The sequence below is a fragment of the Streptomyces sp. NPDC056628 genome (assembly GCF_042792555.1).
Lineage (GTDB): Bacteria > Actinomycetota > Actinomycetes > Streptomycetales > Streptomycetaceae > Streptomyces.
The window spans coordinates 43223-66516 of record NZ_JBHTWG010000037.1 but is presented as its reverse complement, the minus strand read 5'-3'; the positions used below and the strand labels follow the sequence as shown (position 1 = coordinate 66516).

Sequence of the window (23294 nt, the reverse complement as noted above, 5' to 3'; positions counted from 1 at the left end):
GCTTCCCTTCGGTCTTGCGTTTCCGACTCTATCAGATCTTTCCGATCCGATTTCCTCGGTGCTTTCCAGGTTCCCGCTTCCGCGTTTCCCTTTCCAGCGGTTCCGACTTTATCAGATCCTTTTCCGACCTGATCCCCAGTCAGCGGGGTTCGTCCTCCCGGCCGTTGGGCCGTTCCGACGTCTCAAACCTTAGCGGATCCTTCCGGCGATTCCCAATCGGGGTGCCGGCCCCTTATTCGAATTGAATTCGGGCACGCCGAAAGCAACCCGTCAGGGAGGTCGTGCTGGTGGTTTGATGCCGCTGTCGCGGCGGGAGGTGTCATCGCAGAACCGTTACGGCTCGGCGGCAACCCGAAGAACTCTACGGATCGGGCAGGGCGATGTCAACCACCGCCTGTCAAGATCTTTTATAGCCGGGGCGGTGCCCTCGTCAGTCCAGGTCGGTGAGACGTCCGCCCGCGTCGGGCTGGGCGTCCTCGACGCGGCGGAGCAGGCGCGTCAGGGCTTCACCCAGGGTCGCGCGCTCCTCGGGAGAGAGGTCCTGGAGGAGGTCCTCCTCGAAGACGGACGCGAGGCGCATCGCCTCCAGCCACTTCCCGCGCCCCTCCGCGGTCAGCTCGACGATGACACGGACGCGGTTGGCCTCGTCGCGCTCCCGGGTGACCAGCCCCTCGGTGACCATGCGGTCGATCCGGTGGGTCATCGCCGCCGGCGTGAGGCCGAGGCGCTTGGCGAGCTCTCCGGGACCCATCCGGTACGGGGCACCGGAGAGGACGAGGGCCTTGAGGACCTCCCAGTCGGTGTTGCTGATCCCCAGGGCCGCGGTCTGGCGTCCGTAGGCGACGTTCATGCGCCGGTTCAGCCGGGACAGCGCCGAGACGATCTTCTCGACCTGGGGGTCCAGGGCCTGGAACTCGCGCTGATAGGCGGCGATCTGCTCTTCGAGCGTCGGTTCGCCGATGTCGGGGTCGCCCATGGGCCGAGTATGACACGCCCCTGCTTCGCGTTGAAGTCCTTAAACATGTACTGTTTACCTTCGAACTTTAGCTTTGAAGTCTTCAGGCCTGCATGAAGGGTCTGCCAGGAGTGAGGTGAACGTGACCAGGGCGATGGGCGCCGCGATGCGCCGGATCCACGTGGGCAACGCACTCAGCGCGTTCGGGCTCGGTTTCACCGTCCCCTACCTGTACGTCTATGTGGCGCAGGTGCGGGGGCTGGGTGCCATGACGGCGGGGCTGGTCCTCGCCGTCTTCGCCGTGGCCGCGCTGGTCGTGCTGCCGTTCGCCGGGCGCGCGATCGTCCGGCGCGGCCCGCTGCCGGTGCTGCTCGTCGCTTTGATCGCCGCCGCCGTGGGAGCGCTGGGCCTCGGGCTCGCGGGGAGCGCGGCGACCGTGCTGCTGGCGTCGGCCGTGCTCGGCGCCGGGCAGGCCGTGATGCAGCCGGCGCTCGCCACGATGATCGTGGACTGCTCCACGGCGGACACCCGGTCGCGCGCGTTCGCGACGCAGTTCTTCCTCCAGAACCTCGGGCTCGGGGTCGGCGGACTGATCGGCGGGCACCTCGTCGACACGACGAGCGTCTCCTCGTTCACCCTGCTGTTCGCCATCGAGGCCGTGATGTTCCTGGCGCTCGTGGTGGTGATGGCTACCGTGCGGATGCCGCGCGCGCCGCAGGTCGGCGGTGCGCCGGACGGCCGTACGGCCAAGGGCGGCTGGAAGCAGATGCTGCGGCACCGGCAGATGGTGCAGCTGTGCGTGCTGGGGTTCGTGCTGTTCTTCGCCTGCTACGGGCAGTTCGAGTCGGGGCTCAGCGCCTACGGCGTGGAGGCGGTCGGGGTGTCCACCTCGGCGCTGGGCACCGCACTGGCGGCGAACACCGCGATGATCGTGGTGGCGCAGTTCGCGGTCCTGCGGTTCGTCGAGCGCGGCCGGCGGACGCGGGTCATCGCCGCGGTCGGGCTGATCTGGGCCGTCGCGTGGGTCGCGGCGGCGTACGCGGGCCTCGGGAACGGCAGCAAGGAGATGGCCACCGCCGCGTTCATCTCCACCTACGCGCTGTTCGGGCTCGGTGAGGCGATGCTGTCGCCGACCATCGCCCCTCTTGTCGCGGATCTGGCGCCGACGGGTCTGGCCGGCCAGTACAACTCGGCGTTCGCCCTGGTCAAGCAGCTGGCGCTGGCGGTGGGGCCGGCCGTGGGCGGGCCGATGGGGGCGTCGCTGCACGGGCCGTACGTGGTGACGTTCCTGCTGTTCTCGCTGGGGGTCACCTGGCTCGCGCTGCGGCTGGGCCGGCAGCTGACCGTCGCGCAGGACCAGCCGTGGCTGCACCGCAGCCGGGTCGTGGCCCAGGGGGCCGCCTCACCGGCCGGTCAGTCGGCGCACGCGTGATGCCCTAGCGGGCCTGGGGCAGGACGAACTCGCACCACACGGCCTTGCCGCCGCCGGGGGTGCGCCGGGAGCCCCAGGCCGAGGCGATGCTGGCGACGATGGCGATGCCCCGGCCCGACTCGTCGACCGGTTCGGCGCGGCGGCGGCGCGGCAGGTGGTCGTCGCCGTCGGTGACCTCGATGATCAGGCGGCGGTCGGTGCGGCGCAGGCGCAGGCGCATGGGCGGGGTGCCGTGCTGCAGGGAGTTCGCGACGAGTTCGCTGGTGGCCAGGACGCCGTGGTCGTGCAGGTCCGGCGGGAAGCGCCAGCTGGTCAGCACGCCGGAGGCGAAGGCACGCGCGCGGGGGGCCGCCTCGACGCCGCCGAGCAGTTCCAGCGCGGCGTTGCGGAAGAGCTCGTGGTCGGGGCCGGTGCGGGCCGGGTGCTGGAGGACGAGGACGGCGACGTCGTCGTCGTGGTCCGCGGTGACGCCTGCGGAGCGCACCAGGCGGTCGCAGACGACCTGCGGGGTGCCGGTGGCGCCGGCGAGGGCTCGCTCCAGGGACGCGATGCCCTCGTCCAGGTCCTTGTCCCGGCGTTCGACCAGGCCGTCGGTGTAGAGGACGGCGGTGGAGCCGGGGCTGAGGGCGATCGAGCCGGACGCGTGCATCCAGCCGCCGGTGCCGAGGGGCGGCCCGGTGGGTTCGTCGGCGCGCTGGACCGCGCCGTGCTCGTCGCGGACGAGGATCGGCAGGTGCCCGGCGGACGCGTACACCAGACGGCCCTCGTTGGGGTCGTGGATGGCGTAGACGCAGGTGGCGATCTGGTTCGCGTCGATCTCCATGGCGAGGCCGTCCAGCAGCTGGAGTACCTCGTGCGGGGGGAGGTCGAGACGGGCGTACGCCCGCACGGCCGTCCGGAGCTGGCCCATCACGGCCGCCGCGCGGACGCCTCTGCCCATGACGTCGCCGATCACCAGGGCGGTGCGGCCGCCGCCGAGGGTGATGACGTCGTACCAGTCGCCGCCGACCGCGGCCTCGGTGCCGCCGGGGTGGTAGGTGGCGGCGATGCGCAGGTCGTCGGGCTCTTCGAGCTCCTGCGGGAGCAGGGAGCGCTGGAGGGTGACGGCCGTCTCGCGCTGGCGGCGTTCGCTGGCGCGCAGGCGCTCGGCGGCCTCGGCGTGGTCGGTGACGTCCGTGGCGAAGACGAGGACGCCGGCCTCGCCCTCGGTGACCGGTGTGCAGGTGAACGTGTAGGAGCGGCCGTCGGTGGCCTTGCGGGACTTCAGGGTGCGGGGGCGGCCGCTGCGCAGGACCTGGTCGAGGAGCGGGAACAGGCCCAGCTCGGTCAGTTCGGGCAGGGCCGCGCGCGCGGGTTCGCCGGTGAGGCGGGGGCCGAAGGCGGCGGCGTACGCGTCGTTGACGTAGGCGAGGCGGTGGTCGGGGCCGTGGACGAGGGCGACCAGGGCGGGGACGCGGTCGAGGACCTCACGGGCCGGCAGCTCGTCCAGGGCGGGGATCGGGCGGTCCCCGTCGGTGAGCTGCTCGACGCGGGCCGTGGGGACGGCTCCGGGGCCGTCTCCCGGACGGTCCTGGGCGAAGGCCGCCGCGGGTTCCGTCCGCGCTGCGGCGCGACGCTGCGTTCCGGGGAGCCGGGCGCTCCAGCGCGTGAAGTTCACGAATCCTTGCCTCGTGTCGTCGTCTTCGGCCGGCTCAGGACCCGACGGGGGTCCGAGGTGCGGCGGCACCCCGGGGTCGCAGCACTGTGGTCGGGCCTGGTGGGTGAAAGGTCGGTCGTCGTCCGGGATCGGTCGGGGGTCAGTCTGGCAGGGCGGCCGTCCCGGCCGACACCCGTCAGACGCCTGCCCCGGCCGGGGAGTTCCTGGGTCCGGTCAGGACGACCCCTTCGGGTCGTCCTCGGGCCTGTGTGGATGCTTTCCACCGGCCGCGAGTTCGAACTCGGCCCGCGGATGTTCGAGTGAACCGAGCGAGACGATCTCCCTCTTGAAGAGACCGGAGAGCGTCCATTCGGCGAGGACGCGGGCCTTGCGGTTGACGGTCGGCACCCGGCTGAGGTGGTAGACGCGGTGCATGAGCCAGGCCGGGTAGCCCTTGAGCCTGCGGCCGTAGACCTGGGCGACGCCCTGGTGGAAGCCGAGGGAGGCGACGGAGCCCGCGTACGCGTGCGCGTACGTCTCCAGGGGCTCGCCGCGCAGGGTGTGGACGATGTTGTCGCCGAGCACTCTGGCCTGGCGCAGGGCGTGCTGGGCGTTGGGCGCGCACAGGGTGCCGGGTTCGCGGGCGGTGACGTCGGGGACGGAGGCGGCGTCTCCGGCGGCCCACGCGTGGGCGGTGCCCTCGACCGTGAGTTCCGCGGTGCACTTCAGCCTGCCGCGCCCGTCGAGGGGCAGGTCGGTGGCGGCGAGGACGGGGTGGGGTCTGACGCCGGCCGTCCACACGACGGTGCGGGTGGGGAAGCGGGAGCCGTCGTCGAGGACGGCGACGCGGTCCGCGCAGGACTCCAGGCGGGTGTGCAGCCGTACGTCGATGTTGCGGCGGCGCAGTTCGGAGACGGTGTAGCGGCCCATGTCGGCGCCGACCTCGGGGAGGATCCGGTCGGAGGCCTCGACGAGGATCCACCGCATGTCCTCGGGCCGGACGTTGTGGTAGTACCGCGTGGCGTAGCGGGCCATGTCCTCCAGTTCGCCGAGTGCCTCGACGCCGGCGTAGCCGCCGCCGACGAAGACGAAGGTGAGGGCGGCGTCGCGGACCTCGGGGTCGCGGGTGGAGGAGGCGATGTCCATCTGCTCGATGACGTGGTTGCGCAGACCGATGGCCTCTTCGACGGTCTTGAAGCCGATGCCGTGGTCGGCGAGGCCGGGGACGGGCAGGGTGCGCGCGATCGAGCCGGGGGCGAGGACCAGTTCGTCGTAGGCGAGGTGCTCGCTGCCCGCGTGCCCCTCGGAGGCGAGTGTGGTCACGGTGGCGGTGCGGGCGGCGTGGTCGACGGCGGTGACCTCGCCGAGGACGATCCGGCACCCCGGGAGGACGGCGCGCAGCGGGACGACGACGTGCCGCGGCGAGATGGAGCCGGCCGCCGCCTCGGGGAGGAACGGCTGGTACGTCATGTACGGGTCGGGTGTGACGACCCGGATCTCGGCCTCGCCCCGGGCCAGTTCCCGTCTGAGGCGGCGCTGGAGGCGCAGGGCCGTGTACATCCCGACGTAGCCGCCGCCGACAACGAGAATGCGCGCGCGTTCCTTCACCATCCCATGACGCACCCGTCGCTTGCGTTTGTCCACAGCCTCGACGATTTGTATGACCGGTCGCCGACGCCACCGCGATTTGGCCGAATTGCCGGAGTGTTACAAAAGTATGCAGGTCAGATGGGGTGCGCCGGGGGTGTGCGGGTGGCGGAATCGGGACGTAAACGACCCGTGCTCCGATCGAGGGGCGCTCCGTGCGGAACGTGCCCCTTCTGAATTGACCCCCTCTCAACTATGTTCGTGTGTCGACGGGGTGCAGGGGGATGCGCTCATCGGGTCCGTGAGACACACGGGACGGGCTCGTTGTCCCGGGCTTGTTCCGCGACGCTCCGGCTAGCAATGACGGGGAGTGTCTCCGGGGGGAGACGTCATTACCGGGGGATCACCTATGCATGTTCAGGATTCTCGATGGGCTTCCGCGGCCGCCATCGCGCCGGCGGGTGGGGCGATGGGCTCCGCCATGGGCGCGAGTGCCGGACGCGGGGAGTCGTCGCGTACGACGCCGCTGCGCGTGGACGCGCAGCGCAATCTGGAGCACGTGCTGCGTGCGGCGCGTGAGGTCTTCGGCGAGCTGGGCTACGGCGCGCCGATGGAGGACGTGGCCCGCCGGGCGCGGGTCGGCGTGGGGACGGTGTACCGCCGCTTCCCGAGCAAGGACGTCCTGGTGCGGCGGATAGCCGAGGAGGAGACCTCGCGGCTGACCGACCAGGCGCGTGCCGCGCTCGGCCAGGAGGACGAGCCGTGGTCGGCGCTGTCGCGCTTCCTGCGGACGTCGGTGGCGTCCGGCGCGGGCCGGCTGCTGCCGCCGCAGGTCCTGCGGGTCGGAGTCGCCGACGAGGGCGCCTCCGACGAGGCGCGGGTGCCGCAGCAGCGGGTGCAGCCGGGCACGGGTGAGCTGCGGCTGGTGTCCGAGCCGGCTCCGGCCGTGGCGGCGGACCCGGTGGACGACGCCGGTGCGGCGGCGCTGCTCGACGTGGTGGGCCAGCTCGTGGAGCGGGCGCGTGCGGCGGGCGAGCTGCGGCCGGACGTGTCCGTGTCGGACGTCCTGCTGGTGATAGCGACGGCCGCGCCCTCCCTGCCGGACGCGGCCCAGCAGGCGGCGGCCTCGGCGCGGCTTCTCGACATCCTGCTGGAGGGTCTGCGGTCGCGGCCGCAGGGCTGATCCGGCGCCCCGGCATGCGGGGCACGCTGGTCCGGCGGTCACCCTGACCGCCGGACGCCGCGCCCCCGAAAGGGTGGACGTGTCGGGGGGTTCCGACCCACCGCCTCCCTCGAACACGGTCGCGGAGACACCGGGGCGTTCCGGGCCGCCCCCTCAACTAACCGGCAGACAGCGGTCGTTGAGTATTCCCCGATACGGGGCATGTTCATGCCGTATCGCGGACAGTCCCCACGGACGGGTGGATGTCCGTCCGCGTCAGTTCCGAGCAAAACCTGATGTGGCACCCTGACCCGGTGTCCGGGACTGGTGGAGCTGGCAGCGGGGGCTTTCCGCGATGAGCGTTGACGGGTGGGACGAGTCGCGGGACGACGGCGACGCGGCGACCCCACAGGTGCCGAGTCAGGGCGGCCGGCCGGACGTCCCGCCGCACGGTGACGTCCCGGACGACCGCGCACCGCGCGCGGAGGGCAACGTCCCGGCGCAGCGCGACCGGCGCGAGGACAGCACCCCGCCTCCGCACATGCCGCCGCCCTCGGACGTCGACCTGATCGGCCGGATGCGGGCCGGCGACGACAGCGCCTACGAGGAGCTGTACCGGCGCCACGCGCAGGCCGTACGCCGGTACGCGCGCACCTGCTGCCGTGACGCGCACACCGCGGACGACCTGACGGCCGAGGTGTTCGCCCGGATGCTCCAAGCGGTGCGGTCCGGCTCCGGTCCCGTACACGCCGTACGCGCCTATCTGCTCACCTCGATCCGGCGGGCCGCCGCGGACTGGACGCGGTCGGCGCGCCGGGAACAACTCGTCGACGACTTCGCCGTGTTCGCGGCGCAGTCGGCGCGGGCCGCCGAGCTGTCCGACGACGACACCCTCGACCTCGGCGCGGACGTGCGGGCCATGCACGAGGCCGAGCAGTCCCTGGCCATGCAGGCGTTCCGGTCGCTGCCCGAGCGCTGGCAGGCGGTGCTGTGGCACACCGAGGTCGAGGACGAGTCGCCGAGCGAGGTCGCCACGCTGTTCGGGCTCGACGCCAACGGCACACGCGTGCTCGCCAGTCGGGCGCGTGAGGGGCTCAAGCAGGCCTACCTGCAGGCCCATGTCAGCGCCAGCCTCGCCCAGGACGGGGAGTGCGCCCGCTACGCCGACCGGCTCGGCGCGTTCGCCCGCGGCAGCCTGCGCACCCGGGCGGAACGCGGCCTGCGCAAGCACCTGGACGAGTGCGCCCGGTGCCGGGTGGCCGCGGGCCAGATCAAGGAGGTCGCCGGTGGTATCCCGGCGGTCGTCCCGGTCGCGGTCATCGGCTGGTTCGGTGCCGCCGGGTACGCCAAGGTGGCCGGGCTCGTCGCCGGGGGCGCCGGAGCGGGCGCCGCCGGTGCCGCGGGAGCCGCGGCGGTGGGCGGCGGTGGGTCGTCCGGCGGCGCGGGTGGAGGCGGCGCCGCGTCCGAAGGGCTGGGCGCCCCGTTGAAGGCCGGTATCGCGGCCGGAGTCGTGGCCGTGGGCGTGGCGGCGGCGATCGTGTTCGCCCTGGTCGGGCAGGACAAGCCCGCCGAGAAGACGGACGCCAAGCAGCCGCCGGTGCCCTCCCCCGTCGTCGAGGAGCCGCCGGCCCCGCGGCCTCCGCGGTCCGAGAGCCCCGCGCCCCCGCCGATGGCTCCCGCGCCCAGGACCGCGCCGAAGCCGAAGCCAAAGCCGATCCCGTCGCCCACGCCCACCCCCACGCCGACGCGCAGGCCCAGCCCGACCCCGTCACCCGGTCCGCCGCGGACCCCGGCGCCGACCACCCCGGCGCCCACCCCCACGCCCCCTCCGCCGCCGGCCCCGGTCGAGTACCGGTGGGACGAGCTCGCGTACGACCTCACCGGCGACGGCACCGGGCCCGAGATGCGGCTGGCCGGGAGCAGTTGGGTGTGGCAGCGCCAGGGCCTGTCGATCGCGGGCCGGCGCTACGCGCACGGGGTGACCGTGCACGGCCGGTCCTCCGTCACCATCGACCTCAACCGGCGGTGCGGCGCCTACGAGGCGCGCGTCGGCGTCGACGACTCGACGCTGGGGCTCGGCGGGTTCACCTTCTCGGTGCGCGCCGACGGGGTCCGGCTGTGGAACTCCGGCACGGTGAAGGCGGGTGACGCCGCGGTGCCCGTCCATGTGGACCTCACCGGGCGCCGGACCGTGCAGCTCGACGTGGAGCCGCACAGCACCTTCGACACGCTGCTGCTCGCGGACTGGGCGGACTCGAAGTTCCGCTGTTCCTGACGCCGTTCGGGAACGTCCCCACACGATGTAACCCGGATCACACGCACACGGTGCATCGTTTCGCGATGCCCAGTGTCTTTCCCTGGATGTAGGGGGCCGGTGGCGACAGGGGACGGTGGGCGTGGAGCAGAGTCGGGCCGAAGGGTTCGACGGGTTCGTGGCAGCTCGCTGGTCGGCGTTGTTCCACCTGTCCCGTCTCCTCGTGGGTGGCGATCGGCACCGGGCCGAGGACCTGCTCCAGGACGCGATGGTCAAGCTGTGGTTCGTCTGGCCCCGGATCGCGGAGGAGGCGCCGGAGGCGTACGTACGGAAAGTGCTGGTGCGCGCGGCGGCCCGGTCGGCCCGGCGGCGCTGGTGGGGGGAGCGGCCGGTCGAGCAGTTGCCCGACCTGCCCGGGGCCGGGGACGTGTCCGCCGCCGTGGTGGAGCGCTCCCGGCTGGAGGCCGCGCTGGCCCAGCTGCCGCCGCGGCAGCGTGCCGCGGTGGTGCTGCGGTACTACCAGGACCTGTCGGAACGGCAGGTGGCCGAGGTGCTGGGGTGCCCGGTGGGCACCGCGCGGTCCCACGCCTCGCGGGGCGTGGCACGGCTGCGCCGCCTCCTGTCCGACGTGATCGAGCCGGTGGGGTGAAGAAGCCGATGGACCACTTCGAGCGGGAGCTGGCGCGGATGATGCGCGACTCCCGGGAGTACATCCCCTTCGAGCCGGAGCACCGGACACGGCTGCACGCCGGGGTGCGGACCCACCGGCGCGTCCGGGCGGTGAAGCGGGCCGCCGGCTCGGTGCTGGCCGTCGTCGGCATCGGTATCGGCTTCGCCTCCTTCGCCCTGCCCCACGACCGGGGTGACGGACGCCCGCAGGGCCCGTTCCCGCGTCCGGCGACGGCCCCTGCCTCCCCGGGCCCCACGCCCTCGCCGGAGCTCCCGGACCCCAGCGAGTCGCCGTCGGAGTCGCCGACCGGGCCCGCCGGCACCTCCTCGCCGTCGGCCACCGCTCCGACGGCCGGCCGGGAGTCCCCGACCGCCGACCCGACCAGGACCGAGAACCGGAGCGGGGACGGGACGGAGACCGAGGCCGGGTCGGACGCGGACACGACGACCGAGCGCCCGCCGGACCGGGACACCAGCCCGCCCACGAACACCCCGGACGGCCTCCCCTCGTACACGGAGGTCTCCGCACCGGCCTCGGAGGAGTCCTCCTAGCCGCCCCCGCCGACCGGGCTCCTCCCGACCCTGACCACCTCACCCGCGGCAGGTCACCACCGTGACGCCCCACGCGTCTTCGGCATGCCCTGCGCCAGAGAACGAACCTGGATGGAACGTGACAAACCTGATGGATCATCTGCCGCTCCGTACGCCGCTCGCGGCGGACCAGCGCGAGCCGGTCCTGGACGTGGTCGTCCCGGTCCACAACGAGCAGGCGGACCTGGAGCGCAGTGTGCGGCGGCTGCACGCCCATCTGCGCGAGACCTTCCCGTACCCGTTCCGGATCACCGTCGCGGACAACGCCAGCACGGACGCGACCCCGGCGATAGCCGCCCGGCTGGCCGCGGAACTCCCGGAGACGGAGTGGCTGCGGCTCGCCGGGAAGGGGCGCGGCCGGGCGCTGCACACGGCGTGGTCCCGTTCCCGGGCGCCGGTCCTGGCGTATCTGGACGTGGACCTGTCGACGGATCTCGCCGCGCTGCTGCCGCTGGTCGCCCCGCTGATCTCCGGGCACTCCGACATCGCGATCGGGACCCGGCTCGCGCGCGGCTCGCGCGTGGTGCGCGGCCCCCGCCGGGAGGTGATCTCCCGGTGCTACAACGTCCTGTTGCGCTCGACCCTGGCGGTGGGCTTCAGCGACGCGCAGTGCGGGTTCAAGGCGGTGCGGCGGGACGTGGCCGAACGGCTGCTGCCGTTGGTGCAGGACTCGGGGTGGTTCTTCGACACCGAGATGCTGGTGATCGCCGAGCGGGCGGGGCTGCGCATCCACGAGGTGCCGGTGGACTGGGTCGACGACCCCGACAGCCGCGTCGACCTCTGGGCCACGGCACTGGCCGACCTGCGCGGCATCGCCCGGATCGGCGCGGCGCTGGCCCGGGGCACCCTGCCCACGGCCCGGCTGCGCCGGCGGGACGACGGGCAGCCCGACGGCCTGGCGGGGCAGTTGCTGCGCTTCGGCGCCGTGGGGGCCGTCAGCACCCTGGGCTATGTCCTGCTGTACGCGCTGCTGCGCCCGGCGGCGGGGCCGCAGGCGGCCAACGCGCTCGCCCTGCTGGTGTGCGCGCTCGCCAACACGGCCGCGAACCGGCGGCTGACGTTCGGCGTGCGCGGCCGGGGCAGCGCGCTGCGCCACCAGGCCAAGGGACTGCTGGTGTTCCTGGTCGGCCTGGCCCTGACCAGCGGTTCACTGGCCGTCCTGCACCGCCTCGCACCGGACGCCGCCCATCTCACGGAGCTCGTCGTGCTCGTCGCCGCCAATCTGGCCGCGACCCTGCTGCGCTTCCTGCTGCTGCGCGCCTGGGTGTTCCGCGCGGGCCGGCGCGGCACGGGGGCGCGGGCATGAACGGCACCCTGAGCCCTGTCGTCCGCCCCGCCACCGCCCCGTCCGCCCGCACCGGCCGGGACCGCCTCGACGACGTACGGCGCCGGGCCGGGGAGCTCGCCCGCGCGCACCTGCCGGTCATCCTCCTGTACGGCGCCCTGAAGCTCACCGGCTTCCTGGTCTTCCTGCACCTGCTGGACTCGTCGGGCGACTTCCGGCGCAAGCACCCCCGCTTCGGCGGCGGCGCCCACGCCTGGGACGTCCTGGCCAGCTGGGACGGCTGGTGGTACCAGCAGATCGCCGCACACGGGTACGACCCGGCGCTGGTGCGCATCCCCGACGCCACCGGGCTGATCACCCTGGAGGGCAACTCCGCGGCGTTCTTCCCGCTCTACCCGGCCACGATGCGGCTGGTCTCCGACATCACCGGCCTCGGCCTGTACGGCGCGGGCCTGCTGGTCTCGATCGTCTGCTCGTTCGTCGCGGCCCTGGGCGTCCACGCCGTCGCCGCCCGCTTCGGCGGCCACCGCGCCGGGCTCGCCGCCGCCGGCCTGTGGGCCGTGTGGCCCGGCTCGGGCACGGAGTGGTCGGGGTACTCGGAGTCCCTGTACGTCGCTCTCGCCGTGTGGGTGTGCCACGCGGTGATGAACGACCGCTGGCTCATCGCGGGCGTCCTCACCTTCACCGCAGGACTGAGCCGCCCCACCTCGGTGGCCCTGATCGCCGCGCTCACCGTGGCCGCGCTGCGGGCGCTGCACCGCCGCCACGACGGGGACGTGGCCCGCCCGCTCACCGCGATCCTGGTGGCCCCGCTCGGGCTGGCCGGCTATCTGCTGTACGTAGGCGACCGGACGGGCCGGCTCGACGGCTACTTCGCGCTGCAGAAGGGCGCCTGGGCCCACTCCTTCGACTTCGGCGAGCAGACCCTCGACGTCTTCGCCTCCGTGGCGGTGGGCCGGCGCGACTACCTCTTCCCGTTCCCCGTGGAGGACCTGATCGGGGTGCTGGTGGTCCTTCTGGGCCTGGCGCTGATCCCGCTGCTGATCCGGCTGCGCCCGCCGTCCGTGCTGGTCGTCTACACGGTGCTGACCTTCGTCCTGGTCCTCGGCAGCCAGCAGATCTTCGGGAACGTCTCCCGATATCTGCTCCCGGCGTTCCCGCTGTTCGTGCCGCTCGCCGTGAGACTGCGCACCCTGAGCATGCCGTTGCTGTGCGGGCTGCTCGGTCTGGCCGCGGTGGCCTCGGGCTCGTACGCGGGCTATGTGCTCTTCGAGCTGGGTGTGCCCTGACCGGGCCCGCCGCCTACCGGCCCGCCGCGCCCGCCCCGAGGGCTCCGCGCTGGGGCCGGATGCCCTCCGGTACGGCGCGGGCGCGGGCCGGGGTGCCCGTCCAGCAGGTGCCGCGGCGGGACAGCAGGCGGCCCAGCCACAGTTCGAGGGAGACCAGGTCGGCCAGGCCGTCCAGGGGGAGGGGTTCGCCCTCGGCGGCGGACCGCAGGGCCTTGCGGACCACCCGCGCCTCCACCAGCCCCGCCTGGGCGAGCAGGGGGCTGCCGAAGAGGTCCATCAGGGGTTCGGACGCCACCCGGAGGCCGGTCCGCGCCGCCACCGCCGCCGGCGCGTGCGAGGGTGCGCCCCAGCCGGGCGGGAGGTCGGCCACGCCGGCGCCCTCCAGGACCGTGCGGAGGATCGCGGCGCGGGCGCCGGGCCGGACGCGTAGGGCCTCCGGCAGGGCCCGGCAGGCGCGGACGACCTGATTGTCGAGGAACGGGGTGTGCAGGCGCTGGGAGCGGATCTCGGCGGCCTGCTCGAGGACGCGGATGTCGGCGGCGTGCCGGGCGAGGGCCGCCCGCGCGCGGTAGTCGCCGGGGCGCTGGCCGGGGCCGACGCCGTTGCGGCCCGTCGCCGTCTGCAGGCGAACCGATACTTCAGCCAGTGCCTCCCCGGTCAGCCAGCGGGCCGCCGGCCCGGGTCTGGCCCAGGTGAGCGCGGCGAGCGAGGCCCCCACCGCGCCGCCCGGCTCCTCGAAGCGGTGGTCCATCAGCCGGGCGGCCAGGGTCTCCAGGCCCGCGCGGTACGGGGTGCGGGCGAGCTTGCGGGCCGCGCCGTACACGCGCGCGGGGACCAGCACCGAGCCGTCCGCCTTGGTCAGCGCGGCGACCGGGCGGACCAGGTGGCGGCGCTTGCGGTCCATCAGCAGGTCGGCCAGGCGGGCCGGGTGGGCGTCCAGGACCTGCCGGGCGCCGTAGCCGGTGAAGTGGTCCGCGCTGCCGGACGCCAGGCGGGCGCGGTGCCGTGCCGCCGTCACCAGGCTGGGCCCCGGCTCGTCCGTGAGCGGGCCGTCCAGGTCGGCGTAGGGCAGGGTCTCGTCGCCGCCCGCCACCACCACGTGGTGCAGGCGGGGGTTGGCCGCCAGGGCCCCGGCCCGCTCCAGCTCGGCCTCGCGGCCGCCGACGGCGAGGTCGTTGAAGGTGACCGCAAGCAGGCGCTCGCCCGCGCCGGTGCCGTGCCCCAGGACGGTTCCCGGCATACCGGGCAGGCCGGCGGCGAGCAGGGCCAGGGTGCCCGAGGCGGGCCCGCCGGACAGGTCGGCGCCGATGCCGGGGACGGGCATCCCGCGCGCGGCGCGCCGCTCGGCCGGGCCCATTCCGGGTACCGGCCCCGGGTCCATGTCCGGCACATGACGGGGCGCGGACAGACGCGCGCGTACGGCGTCCACCAGCGCGTCGCGTACGGCGTCCACCGCGCTGTCGGGGTCGGCCGACGGTGCCGCCACCGCCAGCGAGGCGACGGGTTCGTACCCGGCGATCTCACGCGCCCCGGCGCGCAGGATCAGCGCGTGCCCGGGCGGGATGCGCCGTACGCCGTCGTACGGCGTGGAGTCGTGCACCGCGGCCGGTACGTCGGGGGCGGCGAGCAGCGCCGCCAGGTGCCCGAAGTCGAGGTTGGCCTCGATGAGGTCGGCGAGCGGCAGGGCGGCAGTCGCGTAGGCGGTGCCACCGGCCCAGGGGGTGTAGAAGACGGGCCGGGCGCCCGCGAGGTCGCCGCACACCGTGACCCGGCGGCCGACCTGCACGACGGCGGTGTAGCTGCCGGGCCAGGCCGTCAGATGGCGCAGTGCGCCCCCGCGCGCGGCGAACAGCCCGAGGCGCAGCTGCTCGTCGCTGGCCCCGCAGGTGCCGAGGACGGCGATGCGGTTCTGTGCGTCGGCCTTGACCACGCGCACCTCGTCGGGGCGCCAGTCCCCGACCGCCCACAGCGGGTCCGGGTCGCCCCACAGGAGCTGGGAGCCGACCGGGTGCACGGTCTCGCCGTCCGGCCCGGTGGCGCCGGCGGAGCCGATTCCGGCGGCCACCGCGGCGGTGCTGCTCCATCCCACCAACCACCGCATCGACGCCTCCACAGGCTGTGGACAACCAGGTGCACGGTATGAACCGGGTCACCATGCTGCCATGAAGGAGGCGCGCCGGAGCGGCGACGGAGCCGCTCGACGTCGTTGAATGCGCCCGCGTCCGCGCCCCCGCCTGAGTCTTGTGCGACCCCAACTGCCGTACGAGGCTGGGCGATCGGGCGGACGACCGGGGCGGATCGGCCATCATCCGCGACCTGAATGCGCCCCCGGTACGCTCCCCGAAAACGCCTTTCGCGCCCTCAACTACCGTGGTGGGAGCGGAAATCACCCGTGCCAGGTGGGGTCGGTTTTCGGCCAAATCGGCGCTGTAGGGGCAGGCTTACGCACACTCCGTGCAAGCCCTGCGGACTACTCGCCGTGCTCGTCGCGCGCGCAGTCCGGGGAACGGAGTGCGCCCCCCGGACCGTTCCACCGCCCGCGGGGATGGAGGCGGCGGAATCCCCCAGCCCACTGGATCCAGTACAGCGGGCCGACCCACGCGAGATCCATGGAACCGCTCCCCCGGTGGCCGGAGAAGAGCGCACATGCGGGCGCACGGCCACACAGCGGGAGCACGGCACAACTGTGCGTAGGGGGTGCGCACTTGAGTGCGGACCACAATCCCGCCATCCGGAAGAATGCCCCTTAACGCTTGGGATGCGGCGAACTACGCTGGGTTTACGAATGCCGCACGGTTATGCCAGGGCGGCAGCCGTCTGTGTCGAGGGGTGGCGCATGTCCAGGGAGCAACGCGGGCCGAACGAAAAACTCGGCGCCGTTCTCGCCCTCGCGGGAATCAGCAACGCCGGCCTCGCGCGGCGCGTCAACGACCTTGGCGCCCAGCGGGGACTGACACTTCGCTACGACAAGACGTCGGTGGCGCGCTGGGTGTCGAAGGGCATGGTGCCGCAGGGCGCCGCGCCGCACCTGATCGCCGCCGCGATCGGCCAGAAGCTCGGCCGCCCGGTGCCGCTTCACGAGATCGGCCTGGCGGACGCCGACCCGGCGCCGGAGGTGGGCCTCGCCTTCCCCCGGGACGTAGGACAGGCGGTGAAGTCGGCGACGGAGCTCTACCGTCTCGACCTGGCCGGGCGCCGCGCCGGCTCCGGCGGCATCTGGCAGTCCCTGGCCGGCTCCTTCGCGGTGAGCGCGTACGCGACGCCCGCGTCGCGGTGGCTGATAACACCGGCCGACTCGTCGGTCGCCCGCGAGGTGGGCCCGTCCGAGGGCTCCGGCGCACCGCTCAAAGTCGGCCACAGCGATGTGCAGAAGCTCCGCGAGGCGGCCGAGGACGCCAGACGGTGGGACTCCAAGTACGGCGGCGGTGACTGGCGTTCGTCCATGGTGCCCGAGTGCTTACGGGTCGAGGCGGCCCCCCTGCTGCTCGCCTCGTACTCCGACGAGGTGGGCCGCGCCCTGTTCGGCGCCTCCGCCGAACTCACCCGCCTCGCGGGCTGGATGGCCTTCGACACCGGTCAGCAGGAGGCCGCGCAGCGGTACTACATCCAGGCGCTGCGGCTCGCCCGCGCGGCGGCCGACGTGCCCCTCGGCGGCTACGTGCTGGCGTCGATGTCCCTGCAGGCCACCTACCGGGGCTTCGGCGACGAGGGCGTCGACCTCGCGCAGGCCGCCCTGGAGCGCAACCGCGGCCTCGCCACGGCCCGCACCATGAGCTTCTTCCGCCTCGTCGAGGCCCGCGCCCACGCCCGCGCGGGCGACGCGCAGGCGGCCGGCGCCGCCCTGAAGTCGGCCGAGGGCTGGCTGGAGCGCTCCCGGGAGGGCGACCACGACCCGTCGTGGCTCGGCTTCTACTCCTACGACCGCTTCTGCGCGGACGCCGCCGAGTGCTACCGGGACCTGAAGGCGCCCCGCCAGGTGCGCAGGTTCACCGAGCAGGCCCTGTCGAAGCCGACGGAGGAGTTCGTGCGCTCGCACGGCCTGCGGCTCGTCGTGTCGGCGGTCGCCGAGCTGGAGTCGGGCAACCTCGACGCGGCGTGCGAGCAGGGGGTGCGGGCGGTGGAGGTCGCCGGGCGGATATCGTCCGCGCGCACCACCGAGTACGTGAAGGACCTGCTGCACCGCCTGGAGCCGTACGGCGACGAGCCGAGGGTGGTCGAGCTGCGGGAGCGGGCCCGCCCGCTGCTGATGACACCCGCCTGAGCGCGCCTCCCGGGTTTGACCGCGCTGTCGGTGGCGCAGGGCATTATCGGAACCGGGAGGTGGTGCGGGTGCGGGCGCTCGCTCTGGACTGTGACGTGCTCGTGGTCGGCGGCGGCATCGTCGGGCTGGCCACGGCCTACGCGGTCACGCGTGCCGCCCCGGGCACCCGGGTGATCGTCCTGGAGAAGGAGCCCGGCCCCGCCCGCCACCAGACGGGACGCAACAGCGGGGTGATCCACAGCGGCGTCTACTACCGCCCCGGCTCCCTCAAGGCCCGGTACGCGGTGGGTGGCGCCGCCGAGATGGTCAAGTTCTGCGCGGAGTACGGCGTCGCGCACGCCGTGACCGGCAAGCTGATCGTCGCCACCGGACGCGAGGAGCTGCCCCGGCTGCACGCCCTGGCCCAGCGCGGCCGGGAGAACGGCATCGCGGTGCGGGAGCTGGGCGCCGCGCAGATCGCGGAGCACGAACCCGAGGTGCGGGGCCTGGCCGCCCTCCATGTGCCGACGACCGGCGTCTGCGACTTCGCCGAGGTGGCCCGCCGGCTGGCGGAGGCGTCCGGCGCCGAGATCCGCTACGGCGCGCGGGTCGAGCGTGTCGACCGCAGGCCCTCCCTGGGGGTGGCCGTGCGCACCGCGCGCGGGGACGTCGTGCGCGGCCGCGTCCTGGTGAACTGCGCCGGGCTGCACTGCGACGAGGTGGCCCGGCTGACCGGGGACGACCCGGCGGCGCGGATCGTGCCGTTCCGGGGCGAGTACTACACGCTGAAGCGGCCCGAGCTGGTGCGGGGCCTGGTGTACCCGGTGCCGGACCCTGCCTTCCCGTTCCTCGGCGTGCACCTCACGCGCGGCATCGACGACGGCGTGCACATCGGCCCGAACGCGGTCCCCGCGCTGGCCCGCGAGGGCTACCGCTGGGGCGTCGTACGGCCCCGGGAGGTCGGCACGACCCTGGCCTGGCCCGGGGCGTGGCGCATGGCCCGGCGGCACTGGCGGTACGGGGCGGGCGAGCTGCACCGGTCGCTGTCCAAGGCGGCGTTCACGGAGGCGGTGCGCCGGCTGCTGCCCGCCGTGGAGGGCGGCGACCTGGTGCCGGCGGCGGCCGGGGTCCGCGCCCAGGCGGTCCTGCGGGACGGCTCACTGGTGGACGACTTCCTGATCCGCGAGGGCCCGCGCGCGGTCCATGTGCTGAACGCGCCGAGCCCGGCGGCGACGGCCTCCCTGCCCATCGGACGCGAGGTGGCCCGCCGGGCGCTGGCGGTGCTGGAGACCGCCTGAGCCGGGCCTGCGCCGACCGTACGGGCCGGGCCCGCGGCCCGGGGGACCGGCGGCGGGGACCACGTAAAATCGATGCCACTGTGTCTGATTCCCGCAACGCCCCCGAAGCCGCACCACCCGGTGCCCCCGCCGCCGGCACCTCCGGCGAGCAGGGCCCCCACACCCCCGGTGCCCCCGTCCGGCACGGCCGGGCCAAGGGGGAGCCGCGGTTCCCCGACGGGCCCAAGCCCGACCCGGCCGGATCGCACTTCGAGCGGCGGATCCGCAGCTTCCAGCCCCGGCGCAGCCGGGTCACCACCGGGCAGGCGGACGCGTTGCAGCGGCTGTGGCCGCAGTGGGGCCTGGACATCGACGGGCAGCGCGTCATCGACCTGCCCGAGCTGTTCGGCGACGACCGTCCGGTCGTACTGGAGATCGGGTTCGGGATGGGCGAGGCCACCGCCCAGATGGCCGCGGCGGACCCGGACACCGACATCCTCGCCGTCGACGTGCACACCCCTGGCCAGGGGAACCTGCTCCACCTCGCCGAGCACCACGGCCTGCGCAACGTCCGCGTCGGCAACGGCGACGCCATCATCCTGCTGCGCGAGATGCTCGCACCGGACTCGCTCGACGGGCTGCGCGTCTACTTCCCCGACCCCTGGCCGAAGAAGCGGCACCACAAGCGGCGCCTCATCCAGCCCGCGTTCCTGGACCTCGCCGCGACCCGGCTGAAGCCCGGCGCCCTGGTGCACTGCGCCACCGACTGGGAACCGTACGCCGAGCAGATGCTCGAGGTGCTGACGGCCCATCCGGACTTCGAGAACACACGGCCCGACGGCGGTTTCGCGCCGCGTCCCGCGCACCGGCCGCTGACCCGTTTCGAGGGCCAGGGACTGGACAAGGGTCATGTGGTGAACGACCTGCTCTTCCGCCGCGTACAGCGGTAGGAGCGGCGGGCGGACAGCACCTGCGAGAACACCCGCAGCACCCCCGACAGCAGCCCCTCACCGGCGCCCCGGCACCCTCGCGCCGCTGCGGGCGGCGCCCCCGTCTCGTTAGGGTCGAAGCCGTGGCCACCTGCCCCCTGCACCCGACGCATCCCCATGCCCCCACCGGTGGCGCGCTGCGGCACGCGCACTGGTGGCAGCGGCGCTGGGTGCCCTACGCCGCGCTCAGCACCCTGCTGGCACTCTCCGGGCTCGTCATCCTGGCCCTGGTGCGCGAGCAGACCGGCACGGAGGGCTTCCTGGTCGGGCTCGGTCTCGCGGTCCTGCCCGTCCCGCTGCTCGTCGCGTCCTTCCGCTGGCTGGACCGGGTCGAGCCGGGCCCCTGGCGGAACCTGGTGTTCTCCTTCGCCTGGGGCGCCTGCGCGGCGGCGCTCATAGCCATCGTGGCGAACAGCTTCGCCACGAGGTGGATAGCGACCGCGACCGCGGACCCGTCCCACGCGGACACCCTGGGCGCGACGGTCATAGCCCCCGTCGTGGAGGAGACGGCGAAGGCCGCGGCCGTCCTGCTGCTCTTCCTCTTCCGCCGCCGGCACTTCAGCGGGCTCCTGGACGGTGTGGTGATCGCCGGGGTCACCGCCACCGGGTTCGCCTTCACCGAGAACATCCTCTACCTCGGCACCGCCTTCGGCACCGACCAGCTGTCCGGGGACAGCGGTATCGCCTCCGTGACCGCGGCGACCTTCTTCGTCCGCGTCGTCATGTCGCCCTTCGCGCATCCCCTGTTCACCGTGCTCACCGGCATCGGCTTCGGCGCCGCCGCGCTGTCCGGGGAGCGCCAGCGGGTGCGGCGCGTGCTCCTGCCGCTGTCGGGGCTGCTGCTGGCGATGGGTATGCACGCCCTGTGGAACGGCTCGTCGGCGTTCGGCGAGCTCGGGTTCCTCGCCGTGTACGCGGCTTTCATGGTGCCCGCGTTCGGGCTGCTGGTCTGGCTGGTGCTGTGGACGCGGTACCGCGAGCTGCGGACCGTGCGCGAGGAGCTGCCCGCCTACGCCGTCGCCGGATGGCTCTCCCCCGCCGAGCCGTTCGCGCTGGGCTCGATGCGGGACCGCCGGGTGGCCCGGCAGTACGCCCGCCGGCACGGGGGACGCCCCGCGGCCCGGGCGGTGGCCCAGTACGAGGCGTACGCCACCTCGCTGGCGTTCCTGAGGCGCCGGGGCCGCCGGGGCCGGGCCGGCGCGGACTTCGTGATCCGGGAGGGCGAACTGCTGAACGAGCTGTGGCGCCGCCGCGCGTGGGCCCGCCCGGCCCTGGAACACGCGCTCACGGCGCGCACCTGGCCGGCCCCCGCGTACCCGGCCCAGGCGCCCGGCCACCGGTGGCCGCAGCCGTATGCCCCCAACGGGCACGCCCCCGGTCAACCGGGCCCGACCTGGAACCCCTACCAGGTCTGACGGCTCAGTCGGACGCCTCCGTCAGCCGGCGCAGTTCGTCGTCCGTCAGGGTCAGCTCGGCCACGCCGAGCAGGGCGGGCAGCTGTTCCGTGGTGCGGGCCGAGGCGATGGGGGCGACGACCGTCGGGCGGGAGAGGAGCCAGGCCAGGGCCACCGTGGCGACCGGCACGCCGTGGGCGGCGGCCACCTCGTCCAGCGCGGCCAGCACCCGCCGCCCCCGCTCGGTCTCCGCGTACTGTCCGGCGCCCTGCGCACGTGGGCTGTCCACGGCGGCGCCCGGACGGTACTTGCCGGTGAGGAAGCCCGCCGCGAGCGCGTAGTACGGCACCGCGGCGAGGTTCTCCCGCTCCGCGAGGTCCTGGAGCGGGCCCTCGTAGGTGTCCCGGGAGACCAGGTTGTAGTGGGGCTGGAGCGCCACGTACCGGGCCAGGCCCTCGCGGTCGGAGAAGGCGAGGGAGGCCGCCAGCCGCTCCGCGGAGATGTTGGACGCGCCGATGTGCCGGACCTTGCCGGCCTTCACCAGTTCGTCCAGGGCGCCGATGATCTCCTCGACCGGCACCTCCGGCTCGTCGAAATGGGTGTAGTACAGGTCGATGCGGTCGGTGCCGAGGCGGCGCAGCGAGGCGTCGGCGGCCGCCTTGATGGTGGCCGCTTTCAGACCGCGGAAGTCGGGGTGCTGGCCGACCTTGGTGGCGATCACGACGTCGTCCCGGTTGCCGCGGGCCCTGAGCCAGTTGCCGATGACGGTCTCGGACTCACCGCCCACGTTGCCCTCGACCCACGCCGAGTACGAGTCGGCCGTGTCGATGAAGTTGCCGCCCGCCGCGGTGTAGGCGTCGAGGACGGCGAAGGAGTTTGCCTCGTCGGCGGTCCACCCGAAGACGTTGCCGCCCAGGCAGAGCGGGAAGACCTCGAGGCTGGAGGAGCCGAGCTTGCGCAATGAAGTCATGTAAGTCATCAACGACGGCGGCGGTACCGGCGATTCCGCTTCGGAGATGAATTCCGTGTGAAAGGGGCGATCCGGCGCACCGAGGACCGGCAGCCCTGACGTCGGGGGGTCGTCGTCAGGACCGCCGGGGATCAGGCGGGGAGGGTGCTCAGGGGGTGAGGCCCTTGCCGCGCAGCCAGGCCAGCGGGTCGATGCCGTTCGCGCTGCCGTCGGGGTGCACCTCGAGGTGCAGGTGGGCGCCGGTCACGTTGCCCGTGGCGCCGACGCGGCCGATGACGTCACCGGTGTTGACCTTCTGGCCGACGCTGACGCTGATCGAGGACTGGTGGGCGAACCAGATCTCGGTACCGTCGTCGAGGGTGAGCTCGGTCTTGTAGCCGTAGGAGCCGTCCCAGCCGGCGAAGGTGATCGTGCCGGAGTGGACGGCCTTGATCAGGGTGCCGGTCGGCGCGGCGAAGTCGAGGCCCGTGTGGTGCCCGGACGACCAGTAGGCGCCGGCCTCGCCGAAGGTCGAGGTGAGGGTGTACGAGGAGGTCGGCAGCGTGTACTGCTTGGCCAGCTCGGCGAGACGCTCGGCCTCGGCCTTCTTGCGGGCCTCCTGCTCGGCGGCGGCCTTCGCGGCGGCGGCCTTGTCCTTGGCCTCCTTCTCCGCCTTGGCGGCCGCCTCGGCGACCTCCTTCTCGGCGGCGGCGACGGCGGCCGCGGCGGCCTTGCTGTCGACCTGGTCCTGCTGGAACTCGGCCTGGGCGATGATCCGGCTGCGCAGCGCCTCACCGGCGTCGGAGCCGCTCCGGGCGGTCTCCTCGCCGGTCTCGCCCATGGTGCTGAGGGCGGTGGCGGTGTCGCCCGCGGCGGAGTCGTCGTCGGAGATCAGGGGCAGGTCGGGAAGGGTGATGGCGACCGGCGGCTTGCCGCTCTGCGCGGTGGCCATGCCGCCCGCGCCGACGGCCGCTATGACGCCGACACCGAGAACCGTGGAGCTGCGGGCGAGTCCCCCGCCGCGCTGCTTGGAGACGCGGTGCCTGCCGCGCACGGGGCGGAGGGATTCCGCGGTCGGGTTCCACTCCTCGAAGGGGCCGTCGTCGGTGCGGTCGTAGCCGAAGGTGTCGGCGGGGCGCTGACCGGGTACGAACGGGGCATGCGGAGCAGGACGGTTCGACGCCACGTGGGCGTACTCCTTTCCTTCCTTCTCGCCTACCGGGTTAGCTGACGGGTTCGGAGCAGGAAGGTCTCCTACGCGCGTATACGTGCCGTGATGTCACGGTGGTATCCGCGCGATTCACCCCAAGGTGGTGGTTCCCCGGTTCCTTCGCAGGATTCGGCGCGTGCGCACGGAGCCGCCTCTTGTGACGGCTGGGACGACCGCGCTGCGTTATCGAACGTTAATAGACGCGGGGTACGGATTCCAAGCCGTTCCACTTGATCATTAACGTTTTCCGGCGGGACTTACGGGTCACGAGCGGGCTAAATCGGGCGAGTTGCTCTCGTCGGTTCGTCCGCCCGTTTCTGATGGTGTGTCAGTCGTTATGCGGAGGGGATTCGTTCACTCACCGTCCGTGAGAGA

At 73.6% G+C, this 23294-nt stretch carries 17 protein-coding genes and 1 riboswitch; of the genes, 11 read left to right on the top strand and 6 right to left on the bottom strand.

Going from position 1 to position 23294, the window contains the following annotated elements:
• Window positions 1-430: 430 nt before the first annotated feature.
• Window positions 431-976 carry a MarR family transcriptional regulator gene (locus ACFRAC_RS30805; RefSeq protein ID WP_361348215.1) on the bottom strand — a complete coding sequence of 182 codons (546 nt, stop codon included), beginning with the start codon at window positions 974-976 and terminating at the stop codon, window positions 431-433.
• Between the two features lie 145 nt (window positions 977-1121).
• Between ACFRAC_RS30805 and ACFRAC_RS30800 the strand changes: the two genes are divergently transcribed.
• Window positions 1122-2387: an MFS transporter gene (locus tag ACFRAC_RS30800; protein WP_382935432.1), complete on the top strand. Its 1266-nt coding sequence runs from the start codon at window positions 1122-1124 to the stop codon at window positions 2385-2387.
• A gap of 4 nt (window positions 2388-2391) precedes the next feature.
• On the opposite strand, the gene ACFRAC_RS30795 is transcribed toward ACFRAC_RS30800, so the two are convergent.
• Window positions 2392-4044 carry a SpoIIE family protein phosphatase gene (locus tag ACFRAC_RS30795; protein WP_382935422.1) on the bottom strand — a complete coding sequence of 551 codons (1653 nt, stop codon included), beginning with the start codon at window positions 4042-4044 and terminating at the stop codon, window positions 2392-2394.
• Between the two features lie 213 nt (window positions 4045-4257).
• Entirely contained in the window at window positions 4258-5634 is a 1377-nt protein-coding gene (locus ACFRAC_RS30790) for an NAD(P)/FAD-dependent oxidoreductase (RefSeq protein WP_382935419.1), read from the bottom strand.
• A gap of 385 nt (window positions 5635-6019) precedes the next feature.
• Between ACFRAC_RS30790 and ACFRAC_RS30785 the strand changes: the two genes are divergently transcribed.
• From ACFRAC_RS30785 to ACFRAC_RS30760, 6 genes are all read left to right on the top strand, one after another.
• Entirely contained in the window at window positions 6020-6793 is a 774-nt protein-coding gene (locus ACFRAC_RS30785; RefSeq protein ID WP_382935417.1) for a TetR/AcrR family transcriptional regulator, read from the top strand.
• A gap of 334 nt (window positions 6794-7127) precedes the next feature.
• Window positions 7128-9047, top strand: a complete 1920-nt coding sequence (locus tag ACFRAC_RS30780; RefSeq protein WP_382935414.1) for a sigma-70 family RNA polymerase sigma factor — start codon at window positions 7128-7130, stop codon at window positions 9045-9047.
• A 121-nt stretch (window positions 9048-9168) separates the two neighbouring features.
• Window positions 9169-9675: a SigE family RNA polymerase sigma factor gene (locus ACFRAC_RS30775; protein WP_361348201.1), complete on the top strand. Its 507-nt coding sequence runs from the start codon at window positions 9169-9171 to the stop codon at window positions 9673-9675.
• Window positions 9676-9683: 8 nt separating this feature from the next.
• On the top strand, window positions 9684-10247 hold the full coding sequence (locus ACFRAC_RS30770; RefSeq protein WP_382935410.1) for a hypothetical protein: 564 nt from the start codon (window positions 9684-9686) through the stop codon (window positions 10245-10247).
• Between the two features lie 130 nt (window positions 10248-10377).
• Window positions 10378-11592, top strand: coding sequence for a glycosyltransferase (locus tag ACFRAC_RS30765; protein WP_382935429.1), 1215 nt, complete (start codon window positions 10378-10380; stop codon window positions 11590-11592).
• Window positions 11589-12860: a hypothetical protein gene (locus ACFRAC_RS30760; protein ID WP_382935408.1), complete on the top strand. Its 1272-nt coding sequence runs from the start codon at window positions 11589-11591 to the stop codon at window positions 12858-12860. The genes ACFRAC_RS30765 and ACFRAC_RS30760 overlap by 4 nt, the downstream gene beginning before the upstream one ends.
• Before the next feature lie 13 nt (window positions 12861-12873).
• Here the strand turns inward: ACFRAC_RS30760 and ACFRAC_RS30755 are convergent, their stop codons facing one another.
• Entirely contained in the window at window positions 12874-14961 is a 2088-nt protein-coding gene (locus tag ACFRAC_RS30755; protein WP_382935405.1) for an asparagine synthase-related protein, read from the bottom strand.
• A 735-nt stretch (window positions 14962-15696) separates the two neighbouring features.
• Here ACFRAC_RS30755 and ACFRAC_RS30750 point away from each other — a divergent pair.
• From ACFRAC_RS30750 to ACFRAC_RS30735, 4 genes are all read left to right on the top strand, one after another.
• Window positions 15697-17121 (top strand): MFS transporter, encoded by a 1425-nt coding sequence (locus ACFRAC_RS30750; RefSeq protein ID WP_382935404.1) that lies wholly within the window; start codon window positions 15697-15699, stop codon window positions 17119-17121.
• 68 nt (window positions 17122-17189) lie between these two features.
• Entirely contained in the window at window positions 17190-18398 is a 1209-nt protein-coding gene (gene lhgO / locus ACFRAC_RS30745) for an L-2-hydroxyglutarate oxidase (protein WP_382935402.1), read from the top strand.
• 80 nt (window positions 18399-18478) lie between these two features.
• Window positions 18479-19327, top strand: coding sequence for a tRNA (guanosine(46)-N7)-methyltransferase TrmB (gene trmB, locus ACFRAC_RS30740; RefSeq protein ID WP_382935399.1), 849 nt, complete (start codon window positions 18479-18481; stop codon window positions 19325-19327).
• Between the two features lie 122 nt (window positions 19328-19449).
• Window positions 19450-20781: a PrsW family intramembrane metalloprotease gene (locus ACFRAC_RS30735; protein WP_382935396.1), complete on the top strand. Its 1332-nt coding sequence runs from the start codon at window positions 19450-19452 to the stop codon at window positions 20779-20781.
• A gap of 4 nt (window positions 20782-20785) precedes the next feature.
• Here the strand turns inward: ACFRAC_RS30735 and ACFRAC_RS30730 are convergent, their stop codons facing one another.
• Complete coding sequence (locus ACFRAC_RS30730) at window positions 20786-21730, bottom strand: aldo/keto reductase (RefSeq protein ID WP_382935393.1); 945 nt, start codon at window positions 21728-21730, stop codon at window positions 20786-20788.
• Between the two features lie 148 nt (window positions 21731-21878).
• Window positions 21879-22895, bottom strand: a complete 1017-nt coding sequence (locus ACFRAC_RS30725; protein ID WP_382935391.1) for a M23 family metallopeptidase — start codon at window positions 22893-22895, stop codon at window positions 21879-21881.
• 11 nt (window positions 22896-22906) lie between these two features.
• A riboswitch (cyclic di-AMP (ydaO/yuaA leader) is annotated at window positions 22907-23064 on the bottom strand.
• Window positions 23065-23294 lie beyond the last annotated feature (230 nt).

Coding starts and splice junctions, on each gene's coding strand:
- ACFRAC_RS30770 (WP_382935410.1), top strand. CDS start 9,684: ATGGACCACTTCGAGCGGGAGCTGGCGCGGATGATGCGCGACTCCCGG.
- ACFRAC_RS30750 (WP_382935404.1), top strand. CDS start 15,697: ATGTCCAGGGAGCAACGCGGGCCGAACGAAAAACTCGGCGCCGTTCTC.
- ACFRAC_RS30805 (WP_361348215.1), bottom strand. CDS start 976: ATGGGCGACCCCGACATCGGCGAACCGACGCTCGAAGAGCAGATCGCC.
- ACFRAC_RS30800 (WP_382935432.1), top strand. CDS start 1,122: ATGCGCCGGATCCACGTGGGCAACGCACTCAGCGCGTTCGGGCTCGGT.
- ACFRAC_RS30765 (WP_382935429.1), top strand. CDS start 10,378: ATGGATCATCTGCCGCTCCGTACGCCGCTCGCGGCGGACCAGCGCGAG.
- ACFRAC_RS30785 (WP_382935417.1), top strand. CDS start 6,020: ATGCATGTTCAGGATTCTCGATGGGCTTCCGCGGCCGCCATCGCGCCG.
- ACFRAC_RS30790 (WP_382935419.1), bottom strand. CDS start 5,634: ATGGTGAAGGAACGCGCGCGCATTCTCGTTGTCGGCGGCGGCTACGTC.
- ACFRAC_RS30780 (WP_382935414.1), top strand. CDS start 7,128: ATGAGCGTTGACGGGTGGGACGAGTCGCGGGACGACGGCGACGCGGCG.
- ACFRAC_RS30730 (WP_382935393.1), bottom strand. CDS start 21,730: ATGACTTCATTGCGCAAGCTCGGCTCCTCCAGCCTCGAGGTCTTCCCG.
- ACFRAC_RS30755 (WP_382935405.1), bottom strand. CDS start 14,961: ATGCGGTGGTTGGTGGGATGGAGCAGCACCGCCGCGGTGGCCGCCGGA.
- ACFRAC_RS30760 (WP_382935408.1), top strand. CDS start 11,589: ATGAACGGCACCCTGAGCCCTGTCGTCCGCCCCGCCACCGCCCCGTCC.